The sequence below is a fragment of the Paenarthrobacter sp. TYUT067 genome, assembly GCF_023656375.1.
GTDB lineage: Bacteria > Actinomycetota > Actinomycetes > Actinomycetales > Micrococcaceae > Arthrobacter.
In genome coordinates this window covers 56,042-81,540 of the sequence record NZ_JAMOIT010000018.1, presented here as the reverse complement: position 1 = coordinate 81,540, position 25,499 = coordinate 56,042, and the positions used below count along the sequence as shown (strand labels likewise).

28 protein-coding genes and 1 riboswitch are annotated in these 25,499 nt (G+C 62.5%); of the genes, 13 read left to right on the top strand and 15 right to left on the bottom strand.

Annotation, left to right across the window (positions count from 1 at the left end):
- Positions 1–9: 9 nt before the first annotated feature.
- Both MOD31_RS16495 and moeB read right to left on the bottom strand, forming a co-directional pair.
- Positions 10–999 carry an SDR family NAD(P)-dependent oxidoreductase gene (locus tag MOD31_RS16495; RefSeq protein WP_250821141.1) on the bottom strand — a complete coding sequence of 330 codons (990 nt, stop codon included), beginning with the start codon at positions 997–999 and terminating at the stop codon, positions 10–12.
- Positions 1,000–1,037: 38 nt separating this feature from the next.
- Positions 1,038–2,240 (bottom strand): molybdopterin-synthase adenylyltransferase MoeB, encoded by a 1,203-nt coding sequence (gene moeB, locus MOD31_RS16490; protein ID WP_142938502.1) that lies wholly within the window; start codon positions 2,238–2,240, stop codon positions 1,038–1,040.
- 6 nt (positions 2,241–2,246) lie between these two features.
- Here moeB and MOD31_RS16485 point away from each other — a divergent pair, with 6 nt between their 5' ends.
- From MOD31_RS16485 to MOD31_RS16475, 3 genes are read left to right on the top strand one after another with little or no spacing between them, the layout of a single operon-like run.
- Positions 2,247–2,981, top strand: a complete 735-nt coding sequence (locus tag MOD31_RS16485; RefSeq protein WP_142938501.1) for a TetR/AcrR family transcriptional regulator — start codon at positions 2,247–2,249, stop codon at positions 2,979–2,981.
- 50 nt (positions 2,982–3,031) lie between these two features.
- The gene (locus tag MOD31_RS16480; protein ID WP_142938500.1) at positions 3,032–3,256 is read left to right on the top strand and encodes a DUF3107 domain-containing protein; all 225 of its coding nucleotides are present in this window, start codon (positions 3,032–3,034) and stop codon (positions 3,254–3,256) included.
- 37 nt (positions 3,257–3,293) lie between these two features.
- Positions 3,294–3,596 (top strand): hypothetical protein, encoded by a 303-nt coding sequence (locus MOD31_RS16475; protein ID WP_011775413.1) that lies wholly within the window; start codon positions 3,294–3,296, stop codon positions 3,594–3,596.
- A 153-nt stretch (positions 3,597–3,749) separates the two neighbouring features.
- Here MOD31_RS16475 and MOD31_RS16470 read toward each other — a convergent pair whose 3' ends face one another.
- The 3 genes from MOD31_RS16470 to thiO form a co-directional block, all read right to left on the bottom strand.
- On the bottom strand, positions 3,750–4,550 hold the full coding sequence (locus tag MOD31_RS16470) for a thiazole synthase (RefSeq protein WP_250821140.1): 801 nt from the start codon (positions 4,548–4,550) through the stop codon (positions 3,750–3,752).
- A 3-nt stretch (positions 4,551–4,553) separates the two neighbouring features.
- Positions 4,554–4,790, bottom strand: a complete 237-nt coding sequence (thiS, locus tag MOD31_RS16465; RefSeq protein ID WP_011775416.1) for a sulfur carrier protein ThiS — start codon at positions 4,788–4,790, stop codon at positions 4,554–4,556.
- Positions 4,787–6,055 carry a glycine oxidase ThiO gene (gene thiO, locus MOD31_RS16460; RefSeq protein ID WP_250821139.1) on the bottom strand — a complete coding sequence of 423 codons (1,269 nt, stop codon included), beginning with the start codon at positions 6,053–6,055 and terminating at the stop codon, positions 4,787–4,789. The genes thiS and thiO overlap by 4 nt, the downstream gene beginning before the upstream one ends.
- A riboswitch (TPP riboswitch) is annotated at positions 6,048–6,166 on the bottom strand. (Overlaps the previous gene by 8 nt.)
- Before the next feature lie 27 nt (positions 6,167–6,193).
- Here thiO and thiE point away from each other — a divergent pair.
- Positions 6,194–6,871, top strand: a complete 678-nt coding sequence (gene thiE / locus MOD31_RS16455; RefSeq protein ID WP_223940573.1) for a thiamine phosphate synthase — start codon at positions 6,194–6,196, stop codon at positions 6,869–6,871.
- A gap of 22 nt (positions 6,872–6,893) precedes the next feature.
- Here thiE and MOD31_RS16450 read toward each other — a convergent pair whose 3' ends face one another.
- Positions 6,894–7,562: a ferritin-like fold-containing protein gene (locus MOD31_RS16450; protein ID WP_166840064.1), complete on the bottom strand. Its 669-nt coding sequence runs from the start codon at positions 7,560–7,562 to the stop codon at positions 6,894–6,896.
- Between the two features lie 156 nt (positions 7,563–7,718).
- Here MOD31_RS16450 and MOD31_RS16445 point away from each other — a divergent pair, with 156 nt between their 5' ends.
- The 4 genes from MOD31_RS16445 (at position 7,719) to MOD31_RS16430 (ending at position 13,191) form a co-directional block, all read left to right on the top strand.
- Positions 7,719–8,678: a TM2 domain-containing protein gene (locus tag MOD31_RS16445; protein WP_250821138.1), complete on the top strand. Its 960-nt coding sequence runs from the start codon at positions 7,719–7,721 to the stop codon at positions 8,676–8,678.
- A 115-nt stretch (positions 8,679–8,793) separates the two neighbouring features.
- Positions 8,794–10,278, top strand: a complete 1,485-nt coding sequence (locus MOD31_RS16440) for an RNB domain-containing ribonuclease (protein WP_142938494.1) — start codon at positions 8,794–8,796, stop codon at positions 10,276–10,278.
- Between the two features lie 277 nt (positions 10,279–10,555).
- Positions 10,556–12,268: a DEAD/DEAH box helicase gene (locus MOD31_RS16435; RefSeq protein WP_142938493.1), complete on the top strand. Its 1,713-nt coding sequence runs from the start codon at positions 10,556–10,558 to the stop codon at positions 12,266–12,268.
- Between the two features lie 8 nt (positions 12,269–12,276).
- Entirely contained in the window at positions 12,277–13,191 is a 915-nt protein-coding gene (locus MOD31_RS16430) for a site-specific DNA-methyltransferase (protein ID WP_250821137.1), read from the top strand.
- Here the strand turns inward: MOD31_RS16430 and MOD31_RS16425 are convergent.
- Entirely contained in the window at positions 13,164–13,772 is a 609-nt protein-coding gene (locus tag MOD31_RS16425; RefSeq protein WP_142938491.1) for a MarC family protein, read from the bottom strand. The genes MOD31_RS16430 and MOD31_RS16425 overlap by 28 nt on opposite strands.
- Positions 13,773–13,803: 31 nt before the next feature.
- Entirely contained in the window at positions 13,804–14,649 is an 846-nt protein-coding gene (locus MOD31_RS16420; protein WP_250821136.1) for a PHP domain-containing protein, read from the bottom strand.
- An 80-nt stretch (positions 14,650–14,729) separates the two neighbouring features.
- Between MOD31_RS16420 and MOD31_RS16415 the strand changes: the two genes are divergently transcribed.
- Positions 14,730–16,304 carry an aminopeptidase P family protein gene (locus MOD31_RS16415; RefSeq protein WP_250821135.1) on the top strand — a complete coding sequence of 525 codons (1,575 nt, stop codon included), beginning with the start codon at positions 14,730–14,732 and terminating at the stop codon, positions 16,302–16,304.
- A gap of 124 nt (positions 16,305–16,428) precedes the next feature.
- On the opposite strand, the gene MOD31_RS16410 is transcribed toward MOD31_RS16415, so the two are convergent.
- Positions 16,429–17,265, bottom strand: coding sequence for a general stress protein (locus MOD31_RS16410; RefSeq protein ID WP_250821134.1), 837 nt, complete (start codon positions 17,263–17,265; stop codon positions 16,429–16,431).
- 76 nt (positions 17,266–17,341) lie between these two features.
- Here MOD31_RS16410 and MOD31_RS16405 point away from each other — a divergent pair, with 76 nt between their 5' ends.
- The 3 genes from MOD31_RS16405 to MOD31_RS16395 are packed head-to-tail and all read left to right on the top strand — an operon-like array spanning position 17,342 to position 20,469.
- Positions 17,342–18,625 carry a magnesium transporter MgtE N-terminal domain-containing protein gene (locus MOD31_RS16405; RefSeq protein ID WP_142938488.1) on the top strand — a complete coding sequence of 428 codons (1,284 nt, stop codon included), beginning with the start codon at positions 17,342–17,344 and terminating at the stop codon, positions 18,623–18,625.
- The gene (locus MOD31_RS16400) at positions 18,606–19,337 is read left to right on the top strand and encodes a DUF1003 domain-containing protein (RefSeq protein WP_142938487.1); all 732 of its coding nucleotides are present in this window, start codon (positions 18,606–18,608) and stop codon (positions 19,335–19,337) included. Before MOD31_RS16405 ends, MOD31_RS16400 begins: the two co-directional genes overlap by 20 nt.
- Before the next feature lie 4 nt (positions 19,338–19,341).
- Positions 19,342–20,469 carry an Mrp/NBP35 family ATP-binding protein gene (locus tag MOD31_RS16395; protein WP_223940578.1) on the top strand — a complete coding sequence of 376 codons (1,128 nt, stop codon included), beginning with the start codon at positions 19,342–19,344 and terminating at the stop codon, positions 20,467–20,469.
- Positions 20,470–20,520: 51 nt separating this feature from the next.
- Here MOD31_RS16395 and MOD31_RS16390 read toward each other — a convergent pair whose 3' ends face one another.
- From MOD31_RS16390 to sigE, 3 genes are read right to left on the bottom strand one after another with little or no spacing between them, the layout of a single operon-like run.
- Positions 20,521–20,901, bottom strand: a complete 381-nt coding sequence (locus tag MOD31_RS16390; protein ID WP_250821133.1) for a Sec-independent protein translocase TatB — start codon at positions 20,899–20,901, stop codon at positions 20,521–20,523.
- Between the two features lie 10 nt (positions 20,902–20,911).
- Positions 20,912–21,853 carry a hypothetical protein gene (locus MOD31_RS16385; RefSeq protein WP_250821132.1) on the bottom strand — a complete coding sequence of 314 codons (942 nt, stop codon included), beginning with the start codon at positions 21,851–21,853 and terminating at the stop codon, positions 20,912–20,914.
- A 7-nt stretch (positions 21,854–21,860) separates the two neighbouring features.
- Positions 21,861–22,484, bottom strand: a complete 624-nt coding sequence (gene sigE / locus MOD31_RS16380; protein ID WP_142938484.1) for an RNA polymerase sigma factor SigE — start codon at positions 22,482–22,484, stop codon at positions 21,861–21,863.
- Positions 22,485–22,720: 236 nt separating this feature from the next.
- On the opposite strand from sigE, the gene MOD31_RS16375 reads away from it, so the two are divergent.
- The gene (locus MOD31_RS16375; RefSeq protein WP_142938483.1) at positions 22,721–23,353 is read left to right on the top strand and encodes an O-methyltransferase; all 633 of its coding nucleotides are present in this window, start codon (positions 22,721–22,723) and stop codon (positions 23,351–23,353) included.
- 86 nt (positions 23,354–23,439) lie between these two features.
- Here the strand turns inward: MOD31_RS16375 and MOD31_RS16370 are convergent, their stop codons facing one another.
- From MOD31_RS16370 to MOD31_RS16360, 3 genes are all read right to left on the bottom strand, one after another.
- Positions 23,440–23,607, bottom strand: coding sequence for a DUF3117 domain-containing protein (locus MOD31_RS16370; protein ID WP_009357720.1), 168 nt, complete (start codon positions 23,605–23,607; stop codon positions 23,440–23,442).
- A gap of 226 nt (positions 23,608–23,833) precedes the next feature.
- The gene (locus MOD31_RS16365; RefSeq protein WP_250821131.1) at positions 23,834–25,033 is read right to left on the bottom strand and encodes a hypothetical protein; all 1,200 of its coding nucleotides are present in this window, start codon (positions 25,031–25,033) and stop codon (positions 23,834–23,836) included.
- A 116-nt stretch (positions 25,034–25,149) separates the two neighbouring features.
- Positions 25,150–25,482: a DivIVA domain-containing protein gene (locus MOD31_RS16360; RefSeq protein WP_166840055.1), complete on the bottom strand. Its 333-nt coding sequence runs from the start codon at positions 25,480–25,482 to the stop codon at positions 25,150–25,152.
- Between the last annotated feature and the right edge of the window lie 17 nt (positions 25,483–25,499).

Below are 25,499 nucleotides of genomic sequence, written 5' to 3'. Positions count from 1 at the left end.
CCTCGCCACTTACGCGAAAGCGTTGATACCTGTCAGCTCGGCGGACAGGTCCCACAGTTTCCCTGCTTCTGCTTTGTCGATAGCGTGCGCGTCCACACCTTGGTAGCGGGCGAGGGGTGAATCTTTGTCGGTGGGATTGGCGATGTCGCAGTCCTCGCAGTAAACCCCGCCTTTGCCTGCCAAAGCCGGTGACGTCGCCGCCCAAACCGAGGTTGCTGCGCCCTGTTCCGGCGTCTTGAATCCTTCCCGGAGATTTCCCTCGCCGTCCATCCAGCCTGCGGCCACCATCTCTTCCTTGGGCAAATGCCGTTGCAGCTCAGTCATGATGCCCCCTGGATGCACCGCGAAAGACCGCACGCCGAATTCCCGTCCCCGCCGGTCAAGTTCCACGGCAAAAAGTGAATTGGCCGTCTTGGCCTGACCATAGGCCCGCCATTTGTCGTAGCCGGTAGCGAAATTGATGTCCTCGAACCGGATCGGGGACAGCTTGTGGCCGGTGGAGGATAAGGAAACTACGCGGGCGTTGCCGGATGCCGACAGGGCAGGCCAGAGGGCGTTGACCAGAGTGAAGTGCCCCAGGTGGTTGGTGGCGAACTGGGCTTCCCAGCCCGGTCCCACGTGTCGTTCCGGGCTTGCCATGATGGCCGCGTTGTTGATGAGGATCTCCAACGAACCGTGCCCGGCCATGTATCGCTGGGCGAATGCTCTAACGCTGTCCTGGTCTGCCAGGTCCATCTCTTCCACCGTGACCGTGTCACCGAGACCGGCGCCAGCCAGCACTTCCTTCGCGTGTTCGGTCCTGCGAGCCGGGACTGTGACTTCCGCGCCGGCTGAAACCAGCGCCCGAACTGTCTCCAGGCCGAGCCCGGAGTATCCGCCGGTAACGATAGCCGCCTTTCCGGCGAGGTCGATTCCATCGATGACCTCCCGGGCGGTGGAACCGTGCCCAAAACCGGAACCAAGAGGGTGTTGCAGGGTCTCTGCCAGATCTTCGCTCATGGTTGAGCTTTACAGACAAAGGCCTGAACGGGCAACGATCAGTAAATGGGCTTCTCCGGTTCCACATCGCGCACCCAGGCGAGAATACCGCCGTCGAGATGGCTGACGCGCGTGTAGCCGGCCTTTTGCGCCGCTTCGAGGACAGCAGCCGATCGAGTCCCGGCCTTGCAGTGGAACACGATGTCCCTGTCCTGCGGCAGCTCCACCCACGCTTCGCCGGAGAGTATGCGGCCCTGCGGAATCAGGATAGAGCCGTCGATGCTCACGATGCTGTGCTCGCCCGACTCGCGGACATCCACGAGTTCGAAGTCCCGCTCCCCCAACTCCCGTTCGGCAAGCATTGCGGCCAGGTCTTTGGCGGAAACAGTGTGCTCCTGGTCCGTGGCCGCCGGCGGCGTTACTCCACAGAAGGCCTCGTAGTCGGTCAATTCCGTAATGGGTTCGGCTTCCGGATCCTTTGAGACCTTGATCTCGCGCCAGTTTCCGCCCAAAGCATCAAAAAGTGCCACCCGGCCCAGCAATGAACGCCCGACGCCGGTAATCAGCTTCACGGCCTCGGTGACCATGAGCGATCCAACCGCTGCGCAGAGCATGCCGAACACGCCACCCTCGCCACAGGACGGCACCGAGCCGGCGGGAGGCGCTTCCGGGTAGAGATCCCTGTACGTGGGCCCGTGGTCGGCCCAGAAGACGCTCACCTGGCCGTCAAAGCGGAAGATGGATCCCCAGACATAGGGCTTGCCGAGGATGGCAGCGGCGTCGTTCACCAGATACCGCGTTGCAAAGTTGTCAGCGCCGTCCAGGATGAGGTCATACTGCGCAAACAGATCCAGCGCATTGGAAGCGTCAAGGCGGACATTGTGCAGGACAACGTTGACCAAGGGGTTGAGTTCTGCGATGGCGTCACGTGCGGATTCGACCTTGGGCGTACCCACGTCCTTCACACCATGGATGACCTGCCGCTGCAGGTTGCTAAGGTCCACCGCGTCATCGTCCAGTATGCCCAGGGTGCCCACTCCGGCAGCGGCCAGGTACAGCAGTGCGGGGGAACCAAGGCCACCGGCGCCTATGACCAGGACTTTGGCATTCTTGAGCCTGCGTTGGCCCAGGGCGCCAATTTCAGGAATGATGAGATGCCGGGAATACCGTTCCACCTCGGCCGGCGTAAGTTCGGCGGCCGGTTCAACGAGGGGCGGGAGGACAGCGGGCGCAGTAGCGTGGGCAGCAACAATTGAGGCCATACCCCAATCTATGCCTGCAGATGCCGCCCGGTCATATTACCCCCCGGTAGAGTAGTCATAACTGCGAAGGAAAGGCGGCAGACTGTGGCTGACGGCACACGGGCAAACGATGGGGCACCGGCCAGGCAGGAACGGGCAGGTACAACGCGTTCACCAAGGTTGCCGCGGGACGAGCGCCGCGCACAGTTGCTGACCGCGGCGCTGGAAGTATTCGTTGCCAACGGCTTCCACGGGGCAGCCATGGACGAAATCGCGGAGGCCGCCCACGTGAGCAAACCAGTGCTCTATCAGCACTTTCCCTCCAAGCGCGAGCTTTACATGGCGCTCCTGGACAGCCACCTTGCAACCCTGACGCAGCTGATGCTCAACGCCTTGAACTCCACCACGGATAACAAGGAACGCGTCAAGGCCGTCATGCGCGCTTACTACAGGTTCATTGCCGATGACGACCAAGCCCATCGCCTGGTGTTCGAATCGGACCTGATCAATGATGCCGATGTCAGTTCGCGTTTGGAGACTTTCAACAAAACGTTCGCGGACGCCGTGGCCCGTGTCATTGCCGAGGACACCAAACTGCCCCCTCTGGAAGCGCAGCTTCTTGGCCGTGGTTTGGCCGGAATGGCTCAGGTCAGCGCCAGATATTGGCTCGAAACGGACGGAAACCTGGACCTCGATGTGGCCAGCGATCTGATCTATCGTTTAGCTTGGCGCGGAATCAGTCGATTCCCCAAAGAGTCCTAGGCTACAAATAGAGGACTGACTTAACACTTGATTGGCTTGGAGGCCTTGCTGTGGAAGTAAAGATCGGCATTCAGAACGTTGGCCGTGAGATCGTGCTCGAATCCTCCCTGGATGCCGACGCCGTCGCCAAGATTGTGGCTGAGGCCGTGACCAAAGGCTCCGAGCTTCGCCTCACTGATGACAAGGGCCGACAGGTCATTGTTCCCGGCAACGTGCTGGGCTACGTGGAAATCGGCGCCGAGGAAACCCGGCGCGTCGGCTTCGGCGCTCTCTAGGGTCTTCCTACGTCTCGTCGTCCGCTAAGGAGTTTTCATGCTTTCTCTCGTCGTGGTGGTTCTGGCCACCATTGCCACCGGTTTCATTGTGTGGGCCAACGACAAGCGGCACGGCAAGTACGGGATCGCGTTGCCGGCCGGTGTCTCAGCAGCTGTGGGCACCCTGAGTTGGATCGCGTTCATCAGCGCCGGATTGGGCTACCAGCCTGGCGCAACGTGGATTCCGTGGGTCCTGCCTATTGTGCTCGGCACTGCCGCGGCGGTTGCCGTGGTGCTCTTTCTCGGCCGGACCAGGACCCAGCACGATACTGCGGCCCTCACCAAGGCGCTGCGGCTTTAGAACCTTAGACAGTAGTGACCGTCACCCCATGGTGGCGGTCACTACTGTTTAAGCCCCGGCACGACTTAAGCCCCGCACGACGCCGCGTGTGCGCCGAGGTTGTCGTTCTGAAATGAGTCGCCGAGCCCGGCTGCCACATTCCGAGGGTTCGGATCAGAGGAACTCTGCCCGGCCTTCCATCGCCGAGGACGCGAGCGCGTGCTCCCGCCGGGGAATCCGGCCTGCCTGCCGCGCAAGCCTACCGGCGATGACAGCGTGCTTGAAGGCCTCCCCCATCTGCACCGGGTTCTGGGCCCGGGTTACAGCGGTGGCCAACAGCACGGCGTCACAGCCCAGCTCCATGGCCAACGCGGCATCGGAGGCGGTTCCGATTCCCGCGTCGAGGACCACGGGTACGGAGGCCCGGGACACGATGAGTTCAATGTTGTGTGGGTTCAGGATGCCGAGGCCGGTTCCAATGGGTGATCCCAAGGGCATGACGGCGGTGGCACCCAGGTTCTCGAGCCTGAGCGCGAGCACGGGATCGTCATTTGTGTAGGCGAAAACCTTGAAGCCCCGGTTCACCAGTTGTTCCGTTGCATCCACCAGTTCCACGGCGTCGGGCAGGAGCGTGTGTTCGTCGGCGATGACTTCCAACTTCACCCAATCTGTCTCCAGCGCTTCGCGGGCCAGTTCAGCGGTCATCACGGCGTCCTTGGCAGTAAAGCAGCCCGCAGTGTTGGGAAGTACCCGGATGTTGTGGTCCACCAGGAGCTGGAACAGCGATCCCGTTTCGGCGGGTGAGTAGCGCCGCATGGCTACGGTGGTGAGCTCGGTCCCCGAAGCCAGGAGCGCTGATCCCAGGCCATCAAGGCTCGGCGCGCCTCCGGTGCCCATGATGAGTCGGGAACCGAATTCCACGCCGTCGATCGCCAGCACATCAGTGGTTCGAACGTCAATGTTTGCTGTTGTCATGGTTCAGCCTCCTTGGACTGCTGTTACGAGTTCGAGTTCGTCTCCGTCGGCCAGCGCCGTCACGGCCCATTGGCTGCGGGGAACCACCTCGGAGTTACGTGCGACCGCGACTCCCAGCTTGCCGCCGTCGGCCGCTTGACCGCGAGGGTCCAAGGCGCGGCCCGTGATCGCTGTGACCAGAGTGCTGACGGATGCGTCATCGGAGACTGCGTGATCGGTTCCGTTGAGTTTGATGTTCATGCTGTTTCCTTGGTGGGAGCGTGTGCTGCTGGTGTGAGTACTTGGGGAACTGAAGCGTTGCCCGCGAAGCGATCAGGCAGGAACGGAGCCCATCGAGGGTCCTTGGATCCGTTGATGAGTTCGCCCACGATCCTGGCGGCTACGGGAGTCAGGAGTACACCGTGGCGGAAGAATCCTGTAGCGATCACCAAGCCGTCAACGTCGCCGTGGGGACCGCTGACCCGTCCAAGCAGGGGGGCGTTGTCCGGAGTGCCGGGGCGGGCGCGGGCAGTTGCTTCAAGGAGTTCCAGTTCCGCCACTGCGGGGACCAGAGTTTGGGCATCCCTCAGCAGTTGATAGACGCCGCCGGCCGAGACTGCGTTGGAAGTCGCTGACAACCGGTCTTCGCGTTGCGTCGCTCCGATCACCACGGTTCCGTCGTCCCGGGGAACGATGTAAACCGGAACGCCTCGAACCATCCCCCGAACAGTGGACGTCACCAAGGGCCGGAGCTTTTCGGGGACGCGAAGCCGGAGGATGTCGCCATAGACCGGCCGCACTGGAAGGGTCAGTCCTTCAGGGAGCCCCGACACGTGGGATGCCCCCAGCCCGTTGGCCACCACAGTCTCCGCGGCAAGGACCACGACTCCGGATTCGAGTTCCACTCCGGTGACCCGCCCGCCATCCCGCAGCACACCGCGCGCCGGGGAAAGAACGGCGAATCCGTCATCGGCCCCGGGCACCCAGGAGGCGTCGTCAGGCGAATGGTTAGCCAATCCAGCCAGGATGCAGGCGGCGAGCTTTCGCGGATCCACTTGGTGGTCGGCGGGAATGTCGAAAGCGCAGGAAATCTGCGGGCTAAGGAGCGGCTCGCGGTTCCTCGCGTCCCGCAGGGCAAGAGGTTCGACTCCCAAGCCAGCTGCGAGCTGTACGTTCCTGAGGTCTGCGAGCGCCCTGCGGTCGGCTGCGTCGGCACCCACGGCGAGGGTGGGCGTCGTGCGGTATCCGCTGCCCGCTCCCCCCAAGTGCAGTCTGTCCACGAAGGAGGGCCACAGCCGGGAAGACTCAATCATCAATTCCAGGAGGTCTTCCTCCTGGTAATGCAGTTCGCTGACGGGTGCAAGCATTCCGGCGGCGGCGAACGTTGCGCCCGAGGCCGGGGCGGGGTCGATCAGCACCACTGAACGGCCAAGTCGCCGGGCTTCATGAGCGATGCCCAGGCCTATGATGCCGCCGCCAATGACGGCCACGTCTGCCTGGATGGGGGTATGGCGGGGATCTGCCATTGGTTTCCTTCCCTACGCCGGTACTAGCCGGATCAGGTCAAGCGGTCGGCGCTGAAGCCCTCTCAGCCGGACAGTCATATGACGAATGTCGCGGCTCCCGCAGCACGTGCCCAGTTTAGAGGAACTACTCTGGTTTCCATGACCCAGCCTGACGCCCTCGCCTCTGCCCGCCTCTATTTGTGCACTGATGCCCGTCAACGGCAGGGCGATTTTGAAGACTTTGTGGACGCCGCTTTCGCCGGTGGTGTGGACATCATCCAGCTCCGCGACAAGACGCTGGAAGCTGCCGAGGAGCTTGAAATGCTGGCCGTTTTGCGGAGCGTCGCACAACGGCACGGACGGCTGTGGGCTGTCAACGACCGGGCCGATGTTGCCAGTATTTCCGGGGCTCCCGTGTTCCACATCGGTCAGAAGGACCTGCCTCTGACGGCCGCCCGCACACTCCTGCCGAATGTCACCGGCATCGGTCTTTCCACCCACACACCGGAACAAATCGACGCGGCAATTGCTACCGCCCAAGGCCCCTTGGGACTGGACTACTTCTGTGTGGGTCCGGTCTGGGCAACGCCCACCAAACCCGGGCGCGCGGCTGTGGGTCCGGGTTTGGTCACATATGCCGCAGAGGCACAGAAACGTGCAGGCGACGTGACGACACTTCCGTGGTTCGCCATTGGCGGCATCGACCACAGCAACGTTGAACAGGTAGTCGCCGCGGGGGCCAGCCGCATCGTCGTCGTGCGCGCTATCACGGAGGCAACAGACCCGACGGCGGCAGCGAAGTCGCTGCTGCAGGCGTTGGACACCGTTGAGCCCTAGCCGGTCCTGAGCTGGCCGGCGTCTACGCTGTCAGGCCAAGGCCCGTCATCCGGCGGGAATGCTTCCCGGCGAGTTCCGTCGTCAGCCGTTTCACTTCAGCACGCGAGTCCCCTCCGCTTCTCAGCGTTGGGCCCAGCCGCGGGTGCTCCATGCCGACGCGTTGCGCCTGCGTCAAGGCCTCTCCCACCAGGCGGCGGCCCCACAGTGCAAGGCGCGATGCCAGGCGTGGGTCATCACTCAGGGCCCTCCTCAGCAGAACCCGAAGGACTTCAGTGGCTTGATCGGGGGAAGCCACCCGTTCAACAAAATGCTGCGTTTGTGGGTCAAGGAACATCGCGACAGCCCTGTAGAAGTCCGACGACACAGTGTCGATCACATAGGCCTTCATGACGGATTCGAACCAGTCTCCCGGTTTGGTGCGCTCGTGGAAATGGTCGAAGGAACGCTGGAACGGCAGCATCGCATGTTCGGGGTCGACCCCCATCTCCACCAATCGATCGCTGAGGAGCGCGAAGTTGCCGTAGGCACCCACAGCGATCTTCGCCAGCACTGACCTGTCATGAAGGGTGGGAGCATAACGGGAGTCCAGCGAGAGCCGTCCGAAAGCAGACAGCTCGCCATAGGCCATGGCTCCAAGCAACTCCGCTGAGAGTTCCCTGGCAGAGGCTGCGGCGTCCGGGGATATGCCCATGAACCCAGCCTATCCCTGGCCGGGCATGAGATTCCCGGGGTTTGCGTTCTGCTTCCGGCCTCGTTCCTACTAGGCTGGCTCGACGTGAGTTGACTGCCATGTGCCCTGCATACCGCCCGTCCTCCTCCTCGCACCCACTTCACTGAAGGAATTTCCATGAGTCACCCGAGTTACCCGCCCGCGCCCCAAAACGATGCCGGATCAGGAGTTCCGCAGGTCCCGGCCGCGCCTTATGCTTACGGCGGCCAGTTCCAAGGTGGAGCACAGCCTGGCTACCAACCCGGACCGGCTTCAGGCCCTTATGGAACTACGGGCGGGGCGGTTCCGGCCAAGTCCTTCATGACCACCTGGATTTTGGCGCTGCTTCTGGGTGGCTTGGGTGTGGACCGCTTCTATCTGGGCAAGATTGGTACCGGAATCGCGAAGCTGCTCACTGCCGGCGGCTTCGGCATCTGGTCCATTGTGGACCTCATCATCACCTTGACAGGAAACGCCCGGGACAAAGAGGGCAGGCCGCTGGCAGGCTACCTGGAGAACAAGAAGAAGGCGTGGATCATCACCATCGTCGTCTGGTTCGCTGGTGTGATCGTGGGAATTGTGTCCACTGTGCTGTCTTTCACCCTCTTCGCCGCTGCAGTCCAGCAGGGACGAACCACACCTGCTGCACCGCTCCCTTCCGCCAGTCAAGGGCCCCTGGTGCCCTCGCCTGGCACTGCCAACGAGGCGAACTCCTTCACCGTGGATGTTGATGACAGCACCAAGGTAAAGGTGGGCGTGGTCGATTCTCTTTACACCAACGAAATCCCCTCGATGTCGTACATGAAACCCGCCAACGGGGGGTTCCTCGTGGTGGAGGTGTCCTGGGAGACGCTGACGGGGACAAGCTTCGCTTCCTCAACGAACTTCCAGGCCTTCGACGCTGACGGAAAAGAAGGTGAGTTGCTGTTCCTCACTGAGGACCTGGGCAGCCTGCCGATGGGGAGCGTCGCCACGGGGGAGGTCAAACAGGGAGTGATCGCGTTCGACATCAAGAACGGCCCCACCAAGATCGTGGTCACTGATGTCTATGGCGATGAGGCCGCAACCTTCACGCTGACACCTCCGGCCGGTCAATAACCCACCCGGACAGGCTTACGCGCTCAAAGAAGGAACCCGCCGTCCCTCATGGACGGCGGGTTCCTTCGCTAGCGCGTCCAAGACTATCGGCCCATTTCGGGCTAACCTGAATTTCGTGTCACATCATCGGATAGCACCCAACGTCGACGACTCATCGGACCAGCTCGCCGCGGCCCTTGCCGCTCTCAGGACAGAGCTGGAACTCCCCGGTGAATACCCTGCAGACGCTGTGGAAGAAGCACAGCAGGCCGTAGACGCCCTCGAGCTTCCGGAACAGGACCTGCGGGACATAGCGTTTGTGACTATCGATCCGGCGACATCCACCGACCTGGACCAGGCCCTGTTCATCGACCGCACCGGTAACGGTTACACGGTCCTCTACGCAATCGCCGATGTTCCGTCTTTCGTGGCTCCGGGTGGGGCGTTGGACGCAGAAACGCGTCAACGCGGACAAACCTTCTACGCTCCTGACGGGCGGATCCCGTTGCATCCGGAAGTTATCAGCGAGAACGCCGGCAGCCTGCTTGCCAATCAGGATTGCAGTGCTTTCGTGTGGCGTTTTGACTTGGATGCCAAAGCCGAAGTTCAGACGGTCACCGTTGCCCGGGCTGCCGTGCGCAGCAGGGCCAAACTGAGCTACAAGGGCGCTCAACAGCAACTCGACGACGGTACAGCCCCACCCGTTCTTCAGCTCCTCAAAGAAGTAGGGCTCAAACGCGTTGAGCTGGAGCGGCAACGCGGGGGCGCAAGCCTGAACATGCCGGAACAGGAAATAGTTCAAGCCACCGACGGCGGCGGGTACAGGATCGTTGCTGCGCCGTCGCTGCCGGTTGAGGACTGGAACGCGCAGATATCCCTCATGACCGGCATGGCCGCAGCTCAGATGATGCTTGATGGCAAAGTGGGGATACTGCGCACCATGCCGGCACCTGACGATCGGTCGCTGCTCCATTTCAAGCGCCAGACTTCTGCACTCGGAAAGCCCTGGGACGGCCAAGTATCCTATGGCGAATATTTGCGGACCTTGGACGCGTCCGATCCCAAACAGTTGGCCATCCTGCACTCTGCCGGCATGTTGTTCAGGGGCGCCGGTTACACACCCTTTGACGGTGAGGTGCCCGCGGAGGTCATCCAAGCAGCCATCGGGGCTCCGTATGCGCACACCACCGCACCCCTGCGGCGGCTCATCGATCGCTTTGTCTTGGTGATCTGCGAAGCACTCAGCAACAACCACGACATCCCGCAATGGGCCCGGGAAGCACTCCCCTCGCTGCCGGAGATCATGGCCTCCTCAGACCAATTGGCCGGACGCCTTGAGCGCGCCGCACTGGACACCGTGGAAGCAGCCTTGGTGGCCAATCACATCGGCCAGGAATTCGACGCCGTCGTCATTTCCGGATCCAAACCCTCCAACGGATCCAGCTCAAAGAACGGCAACGGCAGCAGCAACGGCAACGGGCCCTTCGGCGTCATACAGATAGCAGACCCCGCGGTTACCGCCCGGTGTGACGGAGAAATGGAGTCCGGAACCACAGTCCGGGTGCGGTTGCTCAAGGCCGACATTGCCAGCCGGGAAATCAGGTTCGAGCTGCTGCCCTGACCGGCGTTCATGCGGCGATCCGGGCTTTCCGGCCCTCAGAGGATAGACTGGGCGTGTAGTAATGGATGCCCGGTCGTTGATTCAGTTAATTTTTGAACTCAACAAGCCCGCCCCTACGCGATCTTGAGATGTACCAACTGGTCACCAGTGCCAGTACTTAGATAGCCCGCGATCGGCTTCCACTGGATTTGCTTGCGCGCCCGTTCGTGCTCCGGTACGGCTCTACCGCCCCGTTGAGCATGCAGCGCCAATGCCTAAATGAATAAGGAAACTCCCTGTGAGTGAATTGCATACCCACGAAGTCCTGACGGACTCCACCGGAACCGAATCCATCGAACCCGAGGAAACGATCATCTCGGATGAGACGCCCCACGAGATCGAAGAGAAGTCGTTCGCTGATTTCAACGTCCGCGCCGACATCGTTGAGTCTTTGGCCGACGCCGGAATCACACACCCGTTCCCGATCCAGGCCATGACCCTGCCGGTCGCCTTGAGCGGCCACGACATCATCGGCCAAGCCAAAACCGGTACCGGAAAAACGCTGGGCTTCGGCATCCCCGCCCTCCAGCGCGTCGCCGGGAGGGATGATGCAGGATACGCCAAGCTCGCTGTCCCGGGCGCACCGCAGGCCCTGGTCATCGTCCCCACGCGTGAGCTTGCCGTGCAGGTAGCCAACGACCTCCAGGCCGCGTCACGCAAGCGCAACGCCCGCATCGCCACCATCTACGGCGGCCGTGCCTACGAACCCCAGATTGATGCCCTGCAGAAGGGCGTGGAAATCGTTGTCGGCACCCCCGGCCGGTTGATCGACCTTTACAAGCAAAAGCACCTCAGCCTCAAGAACGTCAAAATGGTCATCCTTGACGAGGCCGACGAAATGCTGGACCTTGGCTTCCTCCCGGACGTGGAAACCCTGATTGCCGGCACCCCCGCAGTCCGCCAGACCCTCCTCTTCTCGGCAACCATGCCCGGCCCCGTGATCGCGATGGCTCGCCGTTACATGACGCAGCCCACCCATATCCGGGCAGCCGACCCCAATGATGAAGGCCTGACCAAGCGCGACATCCGCCAGCTCATCTACCGCGCGCACAGCATGGACAAGACCGAGGTTGTGGCCCGCATCCTGCAGGCCCGCGGACGTGGCCGAACCATCATCTTCACCAAGACCAAGCGCACCGCCGCAAAGGTTGCCGAGGAACTCGTGGACCGCGGCTTCGCGGCTGCAGCCATTCACGGCGACCTCGGCCAAGGCGCCCGTGAACAGGCCCTCCGCGCGTTCCGCAACAACAAGGTTGACGTCCTGGTGGCCACCGACGTCGCAGCCCGCGGCATCGACGTCGATGACGTTACCCACGTCATCAACTACCAGTGCGTGGAGGACGAAAAGATCTACCTGCACCGCGTTGGACGTACGGGCCGCGCCGGCAACAAGGGCACCGCCGTCACGTTTGTTGACTGGGACGACATGCCTCGCTGGGGCCTGATCAACAAAGCCCTGGGACTCAGTGTCCCCGAGCCCGTTGAAACCTACTCCTCATCGCCGCACCTGTACACGGATCTGGACATTCCCGAGGGCACCAAGGGTCGTCTGCCGCGCAACAAGCGCGTCCTCGCCGGCGTTGACGCCGAAGTCCTCGAGGACCTCGGCGAAACCGGCAAGAAGAATGCACGCTCCGGCGGCTCAGGCCGCGATGGCGGACGTGACGGCAAGCGCGACGGCGGTCGTGATGGCGGTCGTGGACGCTCCGGTAGGTCCGGCGACGCCGAGTCCAGCGGATCCAAGGGCGAGGGTGGCCGCAACCGTACGCGCCGCCGTCGTACCTCTGATGGTGAGACAGCCCCCGCTGCCGGTGCATCGGAAACCCGCACTGCCACCGCAGACAACGCAGAAAAGCCGGCCCGCACGCGCCGGACCCGCACGCGCCGCCGCAACGGCGAAGTGGTTTCCGGTGAGACCGCAGCTGCCCAGTCCGGTAGCACCGAGGCCTAAAAACCTCAATGACTGAATCTGTTTGGGCGCCGGACGGCGGCAACTTGGTGGTGCACGCGGACAACGCGGAATTCCTCCCTACGCTGCCGGACGGCGCCTTCACACTCATCTACGTGGACCCGCCCTTCAACACGGGCCGGGTCCAACGCCGCCAGGAAACCCGCATGGTCCGCAACGCGGACGGCGACGGCGACCGCGTCGGCTTCAAAGGCCGCTCTTACGACACCATCAAGGGCGCCCTGCACAGCTACGACGACGCCTTCAGCGACTACTGGTCCTTCCTGGAGCCCAAGCTCGTGGAGGCTTGGCGGCTGCTGGCCGACGACGGCACCCTGTATCTGCATTTGGATTACCGGGAAGTCCACTACGCCAAGGTGATGCTGGACTCCATCTTCGGCCGGGAATGCTTCCTTAACGAGATCATCTGGGCCTACGATTACGGCGCCCGCGCCAAAAACCGCTGGCCCACCAAGCACGACAACATTCTGGTGTACGTCAAGAACCCCACCAAGTATCACTTCGACAACGCCGAAGTGGACCGGGAACCGTACATGGCACCTGGCCTGGTCACCCCCGCCAAACGTGAGCTCGGCAAGCTGCCCACGGATGTCTGGTGGCACACCATCGTCTCGCCTACCGGCCGCGAGAAGACCGGTTACCCCACCCAAAAGCCCGAGGGCCTGGTACGCAGGATTGTCTCCGCATCAAGCCGTGAGGGCGATTGGTGCCTCGATTTCTTCGCTGGTTCAGGGACCCTCGGAGCTGTGGCAGCCAAGTTGGGCCGCAACTTTGTGTGCGTCGACCAGAACGAGCAAGCCATCGACGTCATGCGGAAAAGGCTGGGCAACAAGGCAGAGTTCCGCCGGAGCGGTTCCTTGCCGGACACCAGCCAGGATCAGGCAGCACCTTTCACGAAAGCCTGAACGGCGTCCGCGATCATCTGCACGGCAATGGCTGAGAGCAGCAGGCCGGCGATCCGCGTCACCAGCTCCACACCGTTTTCACCGAGGACCCGCTGAACGACGCCCGCGAAGCGCATCGCCAGGTACAACGAGCCAAGCACCACAGCGATGCCCAGACCCACCGCCAGATACTCCGCGAGCTGGCTGGACTGCTGCACGAACACCATGACGGCAACAATCGCGCCCGGCCCGGCCATGAGCGGTGTGCCCAGCGGCACGAACGCCACGTTCTTGTACTTGGCGGCGTTTTCCTCGCCGCTGGTGGAGCCTGTGAGCAGCTGCAGCGCGATCAGCACCAGGAGCAGGCCACCGGCACCCTGCAACGCCGCCAGCGAGATGTGCATGTAGTTGAGAATCGACTGGCCGAAGATCGCGAACACCACGATCACACCTGTGGCCACCAAGAGGGCTTGGAACGCGGAACGATTCCGGTCCTTGGCGGACATTTGGGCCGTCAAGGACATGAATATCGGGACTGTACCCGGCGGATCCATGATCACGAACAACGTGATGATCACGGAGGCCAGCAGCTGCAGGTCCATCAGCGGACTCCTCTCACGGAATGCCCGTGCATCACCGGATGACCGTGCTGCCCGTTGCCAGCTCCTCGATCCTGGACAAGACATCGGGCGGGGTGGTGTTCTCGCCCAAGAGATTGGGTTTTCCTGCCCCGTGATAGTCGGAAGATCCTGTCATGAGCAAGCCGTGTTCGACCGCCAGGCCACGGAGGAAAGCGCGGCCCTCCTCCGGGTTGTCCCGGTGTTCAACCTCAAGTCCCAACAGTCCGGCATCAATCATGTCCCGGTAAGTACGCTCCCCCACGATCCGTCCTCTCGATGAAGCCACCGGATGGGCGAAGACAGGCACGCCGCCAGCCGCGCGGACAAGCTCGACGGCGAAAGCCGGGTTGGGCGCATAGTGCTGCACGAAATACCGCGAGTGGGAGGTGAGGATGGAAGTGAACGCTTCCGTTCGATCCGCCACCACGCCGGCGGCCACCAAAGCATCGGCAATGTGGGGGCGGCCCACCGTGGCACCGGGTGCAACATGGTGGATCACGTCGTCCCAGGTCAATGGATAATCCTCGGACAGCAAAGTGACCATATGCTCGGCACGGGTGAGCCGGGCATCCTTGGACTTGGTAATTTCCTCCAGCAGGCCGGCATGGGCGGGGTCGTGGAGGTAACTGAGCAAGTGGACGCTGATTCCCTGCTCCGTACGGCAGGAGATCTCCATCCCGGGTACGAATGCAATGCCATGCTCCCGTGCGGCGGCAGCGGCAGGCTCCCAGCCATCTGTGGAATCGTGGTCTGTCAGGGCCACGGCATCCAGACCGGCCGAGACGGCGGAAATGATCACCCCGGCCGGTGTCTCGGTTCCATCGGAAACATTCGAGTGCGCATGCAGGTCTATCCTCACTTTCCCAGCCTATGGGATGCGGGCCCGCTTGGCGGGTTGCGCCGTTGGCCTCCTCACCTAACTGGTGGGACGATGTAACGGTGAACGATGCCGAAAACACCCAGAACTCGTCCTCCCAGCCACTGCAGGAGCGTGTCAACAACCGCTCGCAAAGGCCCACGTCAGATGCCTTCAAGGCATTCATGGCCAGCAATTGGGCGCCCGCCCCGCAGGTGACCCCTGCGCGTGACGCCGTTGCAGACCACGCCGCACGCCGGCGTCGTACTATTTCCGAACAGTTCAAAGGCGAACGTCTAGTCATCCCGGCCGGTCCGCTGAAGGTCCGATCCAACGACTGCGACTACCGCTTCCGCCCCCACTCCGGGTTCGCCCACCTCACGGGGCTGGGGCTGGACCACGAGCCCGACGCCGTACTGATCCTCGAGCCCGTAGCCGAAGGAAAGGGCGACGACGGCGGTCACCACACTGCCACGCTCTACTTCCGCCCGTTGGCCGGCCGGGATACCGAACAGTTCTACGCTGACTCGCGCGCCGGCGAGTTCTGGATAGGTGCGCGCCCCACACTGGCCGAATTCGAAGCCCGTCTCGGCCTTCCCACGGCCCACATCTCCGAGCTCGAAATGGCGATCACCAAGAATGTTGGCGCCCCGGAAATCGGCGGCATCTCCATTCGGCTGGTCCGCAAAACAGACGAGAACATTGACGCCCTAGTGGACACCGCCCGCTACAACACGGCCAAGGACCCCGAGAACCTTGACCTCGGCGAACTGGACGCCTTGGATGAGAAGCTCAGCGAAGCACTGTCCGAACTGCGCCTGATCAAGGACGAGTGGGAAATCGAGCAGATGAAGATTGCCGTGGCTGCAACGGTGGAAGGCTTCGCTGACGTAGTCCGCGCACTCCCCCGCGCGTTGACCCATCAGCGCGGCGAGCGGGTAGTCGAAGGCGCCTTCTTTGCCCGAGCCCGCGAGGAAGGCAACGAACTCGGCTACGACACCATTGCAGCGTCAGGCAACAACGCCACGGTGCTGCACTGGAACCGCAACTCCGGTACCGTCAACGCCGGCGAACTCCTGCTCCTCGATGCCGGAGTGGAAGCGGACTCCCTCTACACAGCTGACATCACCCGCACGCTTCCGGCCACCGGCACCTTCACCGACGTCCAGCGGAAGGTGTATGAAGCTGTACTCGACGCCGCAGACGCCGGCTTCGCGGCCGCACAACCGGGCGTGAAGTTCCGGGACATCCACACGGCGGCAACTACGGTCCTGGCCGAACGCCTGGCTGAATGGGGCCTGCTGCCCGTCTCCGTCGAGGAAGCAATCTCCCCCGAGGGCCAACAGCATCGTCGCTGGATGCCTCACGGCACCAGCCACCACCTGGGACTCGACGTCCACGACTGTGCGCAGGCAAAACGTGAGCTCTACCTTGATGGCATCCTCACCGAGGGCATGGTCTTCACGATCGAACCTGGCCTGTACTTCAAGAACGAAGACCTCGCCATCCCCGAGGAGTACCGCGGGATCGGCGTCCGCATCGAGGACGACATCCTCATGACCTCCGACGGACCCGTCAACCTCAGCGCCGCGCTGCCGCGCAAGGCCGACGACGTCGAGTCCTGGATGGCAGGCATCTACCAGGAAGCCCAGGGCTAACCAGGCCCCTGGAATAACCCAGGGACTCAACAGAACAAAAGGGAAGGCCACCGGGGATCCGGTGGCCTTCCCTTTTTCGTGAGGAAAATCTGTACTGAGGAAAATTATTGTCCTGCGGAGGCGTCTACTGCTTGGAAGAATCCTCGGAGCTGGACTGCTGTGAATCTTCCTGCGGCGCGTTTTGTTCATGATTCCGTGCAGGAGCCTGTCCGTCGCTTACCCGAACACCGTATTGCGGACGTCCGTCCGGGAGGTCGGGGTACCGAACAGCTGCCGGCGCGGGGGATGGTGCCGGCTGGTTCGCCGGGGCTGCGTTCTGTCCCTCCGGGGCACTTGAGCCACTGGGCTCGGGGGCGCGCTGGCCATAGGGATCATTCCACGTGGTGGGCCGCTCAGGCGCCTGACCGGGCTGCTGGAAGGGCGCGCTTGGCTGGTTGTAGCCGCTGGCCTGCGGCGTAGCAGCCTGGGACGGGTTCATCGGCAGCTGATGGAGCAGTCGGCGGGCCTCCTGGGCTGCCTCCACTGCAACAATGACGTCGTAATTAGTGGCCACCACCTGGCTGGTGGAGGTGAAGTCACGCTTTCCGCGTTGCGTGGCATAAGTGACGATGCCGAACAGCATGAAGAAAGCCGCACCCATCAGAACTGAGGTGATGATAGAGAACGGACCCCCGGCCGGAGTGAAGAAGGACAGCATGACGCCGACGAACAGGCCGAACCACATGCCGCTGAGGGCACCGGACAGTGCCACCCTCGGGTAACTCAGGCGGCCGGTCACCCGCTCCACCATTTTGAGGTCATTGCCCACGATCGACACCAGCTGAACAGGGAACTGCTGATCCGCCAAGTAGTCCACCGCCTTCTGGGCGTCCAAATACGAGGTGTACGAGCCTACGGTGTCCCCTTGGGGGACGCTGCGGGACTCCTCAACGGCTTTGGGACCACCAAAAATGTTTGACATAGCCCCATTGTGTCTCATGGACATGTGTAGCGGCTGGAATTCAGCTAAAAGAGAGCAGACTCGGTAGCCTGTAAATATGAGCACACATCCCTCACGCGTCTTTGTCGCGCGCTTGCTCGGCTTGGACGTCTTCGACCCCCTGGGCGATCGTCTTGGCCGGTTGCGCGACGTCGTGGTGCTCTCCCGCGGCACCCGTGGCGCTCCCCATGTGGTGGGCATCGTGGTTGAAGTTCCGGGCAAGAAGCGGGTCTTCGTTCCCATGACGCGGATTACGTCCATCGACCAGACGCAAATTATCTGCACCGGACTGGTGAACTTGCGGCGCTTCGAGCAGCGCGGTGCCGAAACTCTGGTGGTGGCTGAGATGTTCGACCGCCGCGTGACGCTGGCCGATGGCAGTGGAGACGCAACGATCGAGGACATCGCCATGGACCAGCACAGGTCCAAGGACTGGTTTGTCAGCAAGCTGTTCGTCCGTCGTGGCCATTCTCTCTCGCCCTTCGGCAGGCTCCGCCGCAACGAGACACTGATCATCGACTGGGCCGACGCCCAGACCGGCGGCCACAACGAGCCACAGGCCGCAACGCAGTTCGTTGCCACCCACGAAGACCTCAAACCTGCCGACTTCGCTGAAGCACTGCAGGAAATGAGCGACAAACGGCGTTTTGAAGTGGCCAGTGAGCTTCAGGATGAACGCCTGGCAGATGTCCTCCAGGAACTCCCGGAAGATGACCAGGTGGAGATCCTCTCCGCCCTGGATGTCGAACGCGCCGCTGACGTCCTCGAAGAGATGGATCCTGACGACGCTGCCGACCTCCTGGCCGAGCTTCCCTCCGCCCAGGCGGAAGAGCTGCTTCAGCTCATGGAACCCCAGGAGGCCGAGGACGTCCGCCGCCTCCTCGAATACGACGAAGACACCGCCGGTGGTCTCATGACGCCTGTCCCGGTCATCCTTCCGCCGGAAGCCACTGTCGCTGAAGCCCTTGCCCACGTCCGACGCGAGGAACTCTCGCCTGCGCTGGCCTCCTCCATCTTCATCGCTCGTCCCCCTTTGGAGACCCCCACTGGTCGTTTCCTGGGCGTGGTGCATATACAGCAGCTCCTGCGTTTCCCTCCGCCGGAACCGCTGGGCAACCTGGTCGATAAAAACCTGGAGCCGCTCTCGGACCAAGCCCACATCTCCGAAGTGGCCCGGACCCTGGCGACGTACAACCTGAATTCACTTCCAGTCGTGGACGACGACGGCCGCCTTGTGGGGGCGGTGACTGTTGATGACGTGCTGGATCACCTGTTGCCGGATGACTGGCGCGCCCACGAGGACGACGCCCCTATAAGGAAACTTGGAGGCCGCATTGGCTGATAACAACGCCACCCGATCCACCAAGTCCACGGGACGCTCAAGCAGCAGCCTCGACACGCCCCTGAGCGGACGTCAACGCATCCTGCCCAAGTTCTCGCCGAACCCGGACGCTTTTGGAAACGCTACGGAGGGTTTCGCCCGGTTCATGGGCACGCCTACGTTCCTGGTTTACATGACGGTTTTCTGTGTGTTCTGGCTTGCGTGGAACTCCTTCGCTCCCACGGACTGGCAGTTCGACCGCATGGAGCTGGGCTTCACCCTGCTGACGCTGATGCTTTCGCTGCAGGCCTCCTACGCCGCGCCGCTCCTGCTGCTGGCCCAAAACCGGCAGGACGACCGCGACCGCGTCTCGCTCCAGCAGGACCGCCAGCGGGCCGAACGCAATCTCTCCGACACCGAGTACCTGACACGGGAATTGGCCTCGCTCCGCATTGCCTTGCGTGAAGTGGCCACCCGTGACTATGTCCGGACCGAACTCCGAAGCCTGCTTGAAGACATCATTGATGCCCAAGAGGAACTTCGCGAGGGCGATGCCGCCGCTGACGGCACTGAATCACCCGGCGAGAGGGTCAAGGAGAAGCTGAAGGACAAGCGGGACAAATCGCGCGGGCCCCGCACCCAGCAGATTCCCCGAGTCCGCGCCCCTCGGGCCGCAGGTCCGCAGCATTCAACCACCAAACCATCGCCTGAAAACCCTGAAAGCCGAGCCTGACCATATGAGCATCGCATCGGTCGAGGCACTGAATGCTGCCTTGGCAACCGTCATTGATCCCGAGCTACGGCGCCCCATTACCGAACTTGGCATGGTGGAATCGGTATCGGCCAATGATGACGGCACCGTGCATGTGGCTGTTCTGCTGACCATCGCCGGGTGCCCCCTGCGGGAAACAATTACCAAGGACGCTACAGACGCCCTCCTCCACGTGGAAGGCGTCACCGGTGTAGACGTGGAGCTGAAGGTCATGACGCCGGCACAGCGTGAAGCCCTCAAGGAACAGCTCCGCGGACCAGCCGGACAACGCGGCATACCCTTCACTAAACCCGGTTCCCTGACCAAGGTGTACGCCGTGGCCAGCGGAAAAGGCGGTGTAGGCAAATCCTCTGTCACTGTTAATCTGGCCTGCGCACTGGCCGCCCAAGGCCTCCGTGTGGGCATCGTGGACGCCGACGTGCACGGCTTTTCCGTGCCCGGGCTGATGGGGATCACCCAAAAACCCACGCAGGTGGACGACATGATCCTTCCGCCCGTGGCCTACGGCGTCAAGGTCATTTCCATTGGCATGTTCGTTGACGGCAACCAGCCAGTGGCATGGCGCGGCCCCATGCTGCACAGGGCCCTTGAACAATTCCTGACCGATGTCTACTTCGGCGACCTCGATGCCCTCTTCCTGGATCTGCCTCCCGGCACGGGGGACATCGCGATCTCGGTGGCGCAGCTTCTACCCAACGCAGAGATTCTGGTAGTGACCACCCCGCAGGCAGCTGCCGCTGATGTGGCCGAACGAGCCGGCACCATCGCCACCCAGACCGGACAGAAGGTGGCAGGCATTATCGAGAACATGTCCTACCTGGAAATGCCCGACGGCGAACGCATGGAATTGTTCGGAAGCGGCGGGGGCGCCATCCTGGCTGAGCGGTTGAGCTCTGCCGTGGGCGCCAGCGTTCCGCTCCTCGGCCAGATTCCGCTGGACATCCGATTGCGGGAGGGTGGCGACGCCGGGAAGCCTGTGGTTCTGGCAGCACCAGAGACGGCTGCCGCGAAAGCGCTGGAGGGTATTGCTGCCTCTTTGGCCACGCGGCCCCGCGGGCTGTCCGGCATGCCGTTGGGGATCCAGCCCCGCTAAGTCACGAGGCCTGGGCCGACGGACCTCGGCAGAGCTTGCTTCTAGTTCGGCTCAGGTCGCTTCGGAATCGAAGGGGGCGGCTTCGCCCTCGGCCAGCCGCTCAATGACCCGCACCGGGGTCTTGGGTTTAACGTCTACGGCAGCGGCAGCAACGGGCGCTCCGGCACTGACAGGTTTCTCGTCATCAAGAAGCGCATCCTTGATGATGCGCCGGGGATCGTACTGACGAGGATCGTACTTCTTCCAATCGACCTCATCGATGTCGATGCCGACTTCCTCTTTGATCTGCTCGCGGGCGCCGGATGCCATCCGACGCACTTCCTTAACCAGGTTGGCCAGCTTTTGAGTGTATTCGGGCAAACGGCTGGGACCGATGACGAGTACGCCGATAATCAGAAGAAGTATGAACTCCGGGCCATTGATTCCAAGCACGTAACGAAGATTACCTTGTCTCTGGTGCCGCTCCTAAACCGGCAGGACGGAGTAGGGTTTGCACGCCTCGCAGCACCCTTTTGTACCACGGCTCCTGATCTTCCGGTGCAGGAGCCATGGACATGGACTCCCCCGCGCGGACGATTTCAGGGACAGCATCGTCCGCAGTGTCCGCCGGAAGGTCGGAGGCGTAACTGATAACGGCTGCAGGCATGGTGTAGACAGCTTTCCATGGGGTTCCCTGCGTGAGTGAGAGCTGCGCGGATGTAGATTGCCCCGGTTCTCGGTTCGCAGGCAAGTGTTCCTCCACGATGGTGGCAAAGTGACCGTTGTTTTCCAGCCGGATCTCTACAGCAGGGTTGCCGTTGTGCTTGGTTGCTTGGGCGGATACAACGTGGAAGCCCATTGCTGACAGCTCAGGGCACGCCCAACCTTCTGCCCGAAGTGAATCCAACTGGTCAGGGCTCAAACTGACGGTGCTCCCGGCTCGGAACGCAGGTCCCACCATGGCATCGCCGGGGCTGCCCGTCCAGGCACCGGCAAACCCGCTGGCGCTGCTTGTTAGGACTTGCGGCTCGGCATCGCCGGCGATCACGTAGGCAGACACAGCCAGTGCACCCGCACTGACCATCAGGGTGCTCGCAGCAATGCCTGCCATACGAAGGCCCGGGAAACGACGGTACGAATTTCGCAGCGGTGGGAAGTGCGGCGTCGAGCCAGCCGGTCCAGGATCGTTCGCCAGGCGTTCCGTGTGCTGGATCAGTCGCGCGGCAAGGTCCTGGCTGGCTTCAGGTACGGCCGCGCCACGAAGGCGCTCAATGTACTGCCGTTCGCGGCGGAGGGCCATGCGGCATTCAGCGCAGTGCTGCAGGTGTTCCGTGCTGCGAGTATGGCGCAGCGAAGCCAAGGTGCGCCGGGGCGGGGCTCCCGGACGAAGGGGACGTCGAAGCATCGACAACCTAAAGAATGCTGGCGATGCGGGGCATCTTCAACCGCGGCTTGCGCGCCTCTGCCGGGCGGGGATCGCGGTGGGCCAGTTTCTCCCGGAGCATGGTCCGCCCGCGGTGGATTCGGGACCTGACAGTTCCCAGTTTCACACCGAGCGCCTCGGCGACTTCATCATAGGAAAGACCTTCAAGATCACACAGCACCACGGCGGCGCGGAAGTCCGGCGGGAGTTCTTCCAAAGCGCGCTGGACGTCGAGGTCAAGGTTATTGTGCTCGAAGCTCTGCTCAGGTCCGGGTTCACGGCCCGGCAAACGGGATTCGGCATCTTCGGCGAGCGCATCGAAGCGGATCCTGCTCCTGCGCCGTGCCCCGTCCAGGAACAGGTTGGTGGTGATGCGGTGCAACCAGCCATCCAAGGTTCCGGGTTTGAAGTTTTCCAGGGAACGGAACACCCTGACAAAAACTTCCTGGGTGAGGTCTTCGGCGTCGTACTTGTTGCCGGTCAGGCGATAGGCGAGGCGATATACCTTGGCGGAGTGGTTTGACACCACTTCCTCCCAGCTGGGCATGACCCAGTCAGTAACGGCCTCCAGGCTTTCCGCTGTTTGGACTGGCGCAGCATGCGATGCCGGCATCGTCCACTCCCCTCAAACTGTGGTTCACCGAACTTTCGGTGCCGCCCACCTCATGGATGACCGGAGCATTATCATCCCAAGTTTGTCTGGGAATTTCCTGACTGGACGGCGATTTCTCCGCAAGGCTGAAAACGGCCATGGACACAGCCCCAGGGAGCATCCCTTCAGCGGGTTTACCCGTGCGGACACAGTAGTCTTGGTACAAACACCCCTTCCCGCGGAAAGCGAACCCCTTCATGAGTGCCGACAAGTCAAGCAGCTGGTCCTACGCAGAAGATCTGCCGGCTGAGGATGACGTGTTGTTGCGCGCCCGTGAGCGGTCCTTTGAGCTGGGTGTTACCCCCATCAGCCCCGGTGTGGGTGCGGTGCTGACAGTGCTTGCCGCGGCGTCCAAAGCGCAGACAGTGGTGGAAGTTGGCTCCGGGGCAGGAGTGTCCGGGGTTTGCCTGCTGCGTGGCCTCAGCCCCCATGCCGTGCTGACCACCATCGATGTGGACGTCGAGCATTTGAAGGCCGCCAGGGAAGCATTCCTTGAGTCCGGTAGCCCTGCCAACCGTACCCGCACCATTTCAGGCCGCGCGGCGGATGTGTTGCCACGACTGACCGACTCCGCGTACGACCTCGTGTTCATCGATGCCGACAAGCCCAACTTCCCCAAATACGTGGAACAGGCAATCCGCCTCCTGAAATCAGGTGGCACCCTGGTGATCAACGATGCTTTGGACAAGGACCGCGTCGCCAACCCGGCAGCGCGTGAGGCAACCACGGTGGTTCTGCGTCAGATTGTGAAGGCCATCCGCGACGACGACCGGTTGGCGTCGGCGATGCTGCCGACGGGCGACGGCCTTCTGGTGGCCGTCAAGAAGTAGGGTGCCTGCCAGCATCAGGGAAAGCAGGTTAAACAAAAGCAGGGCCCCGGTTTTCCGGGCCCTGCTTTGTAAATCTATCCAAATGCCTATTCAGTAACGCCTACGAGGCATTCCTTGAGGTTGGCCGCTTCCGCAGCGTTGAGTTCGACAACGAGTCGTCCTCCGCCTTCGAGCGGCACACGCATGATCAAGCTGCGTCCCTCTTTGGTAACTTCCATAGGGCCGTCGCCGGTACGTGGTTTCATAGCCGCCATTAGGAAAATCCCCTCCATTTGTCCCAAGTCACGCCAACCCGGCCGGGCTGGTTCCGCGTCGCAATTGCAGCCGGCGGCACCGCTTGGGAGGCCGCCTTGGCCGGGCACTTTTCGGTGCTTTGTCCTTGCTCTTGGTCCATTATCCCGTAATTACCTGTCCGTAGCTAATCAAACGCGCATTTGTCCGGACTTTGTACATACTCCGCCGGCGCGGCAAACGTCCACGTCAGGGCGGATAGTCCCCGCCGCCGGGGAGCGGAGCCCACGCCCACAGCCACACCACCCAGACGATCTGGAGGAGGACGAACATCACCACGACCGTCCCCCGGTACGCTTTGGATTTGGAGAGCAACGCCACCGCCAAGGCCAGGGGAAAAAGCGGCAGCAGCATTCTGAAGGTACTGGTCTGGGGGTGAAGGAAGACCAGCAGGTAGCCCATGTAACAAGCGCACCAAAGCCGCAACACGGTTCCCAGCGCCCTGACCGGCCTGGATATCATGACCAGCACGAAAAGCGCCGTGAAGACGAACGGGGCCATCACGCCCAACACAGGACCGAACAGCATCCGACCCGTGTCGAACCACGGCTTGAAAGGCACAAGATCGTGCCCCCGCCACGCTGTTTCCGTGCGTGTGTAGGCAGTGAGTTCACCGGTGGTTGCCCAGGCAATGGCTGGCCACGCGAGAGCTCCAATGCCCGCCGCAAGCACCATCGCCCCCAGCGAGAGCAAGCTGCGCACCGACGTCGCGTCGTCACCGCCTGACGCGGGGGCTGACAGCGTCCCCGAAGGCCTGAAGCGCTGCCACAGACGCCAGAGCAACAGCAATCCCACCATGGCGGCAAACGGGACTCCCGTGGGCCTGGAAAGACACATGAGAAGCACTACCGGAATTGCCGCCAGATATCGGCCGCGGACCACCAGCAACAACGCACCGGACAACAGCAGCAGGTTTAAGGACTCGGCATACGGGACCTGAAGGATCGGGGACACCGGAAAAGTGGAAACGAAGACGACACCCCACAGCGCCGCGCGCTTACCTGCGAACTCGCGGAAGAGCTTGTAAATCACCAAAGCGGCGCCCACACCCGCCACCATGGCGATGATGGTGAGCGCCGGGAGGGTTCCTATCCCGGTGGCTGCCACGAGACCCCGGGCCAGAAAGGGAAAGAGTGCATAGAACGCCCATGCGTTTTGCTGAACGACGCCGTTCGCGTCCACGGGCAGGACCGAGGGATAGCCCTTATCAGCCGCTTCCTGATACCAGCGTCCATCCCAGATAGTGATGAAGTTCCAGTAATCCGGAGCGGGCGGGAACCACGGGTTGGTTCCTTGGTGAATGGCTGCCGCCATGAAAATGCAGGCACTGACCAGCCGGGCCACCACAAATATCAAGGTAACCTGCAGCCACCAAGGCCATCCGGCCATTCCGGCGACGGCAGCTGATAGACCCAAGGACAGCCGGTCCGCGGGTCCCCGCGCCCCTTGCGTCTTTGAGTCAGGGGGCTGCGAGGCGGGGGGCTGCGAGGCTGGAGTCCGCGAGCTCACTGCCGGGTCCGGCCGGTTTCGCCGTCCTCGCCACGACGCTGAACCAGCGCGCCCAACCGTTGGATCTCGCGATCCTTGGCCTGCAACTGGTCCCTGAGCTCGTCGAGGACCTGGTCCACCTGATCCATCCGATAGCCACGGAGGCCAAGCGCAAAACGGAGGGAATCGACGTCGACGGGCTTGGCGTCCTCCGGCAGCAGGACAGCGGGCAGGTTGGGAACGGGTTGCTCCAGTCCCGATCCAAGAGAGCGCCCCTTGACGATTCCGGCACCGAGATACAACGCAGCGCCGACGAGGACTATCGCGAGAAACACCAGGAAAAAGCTCACAGGTCCATCGTGCCAGA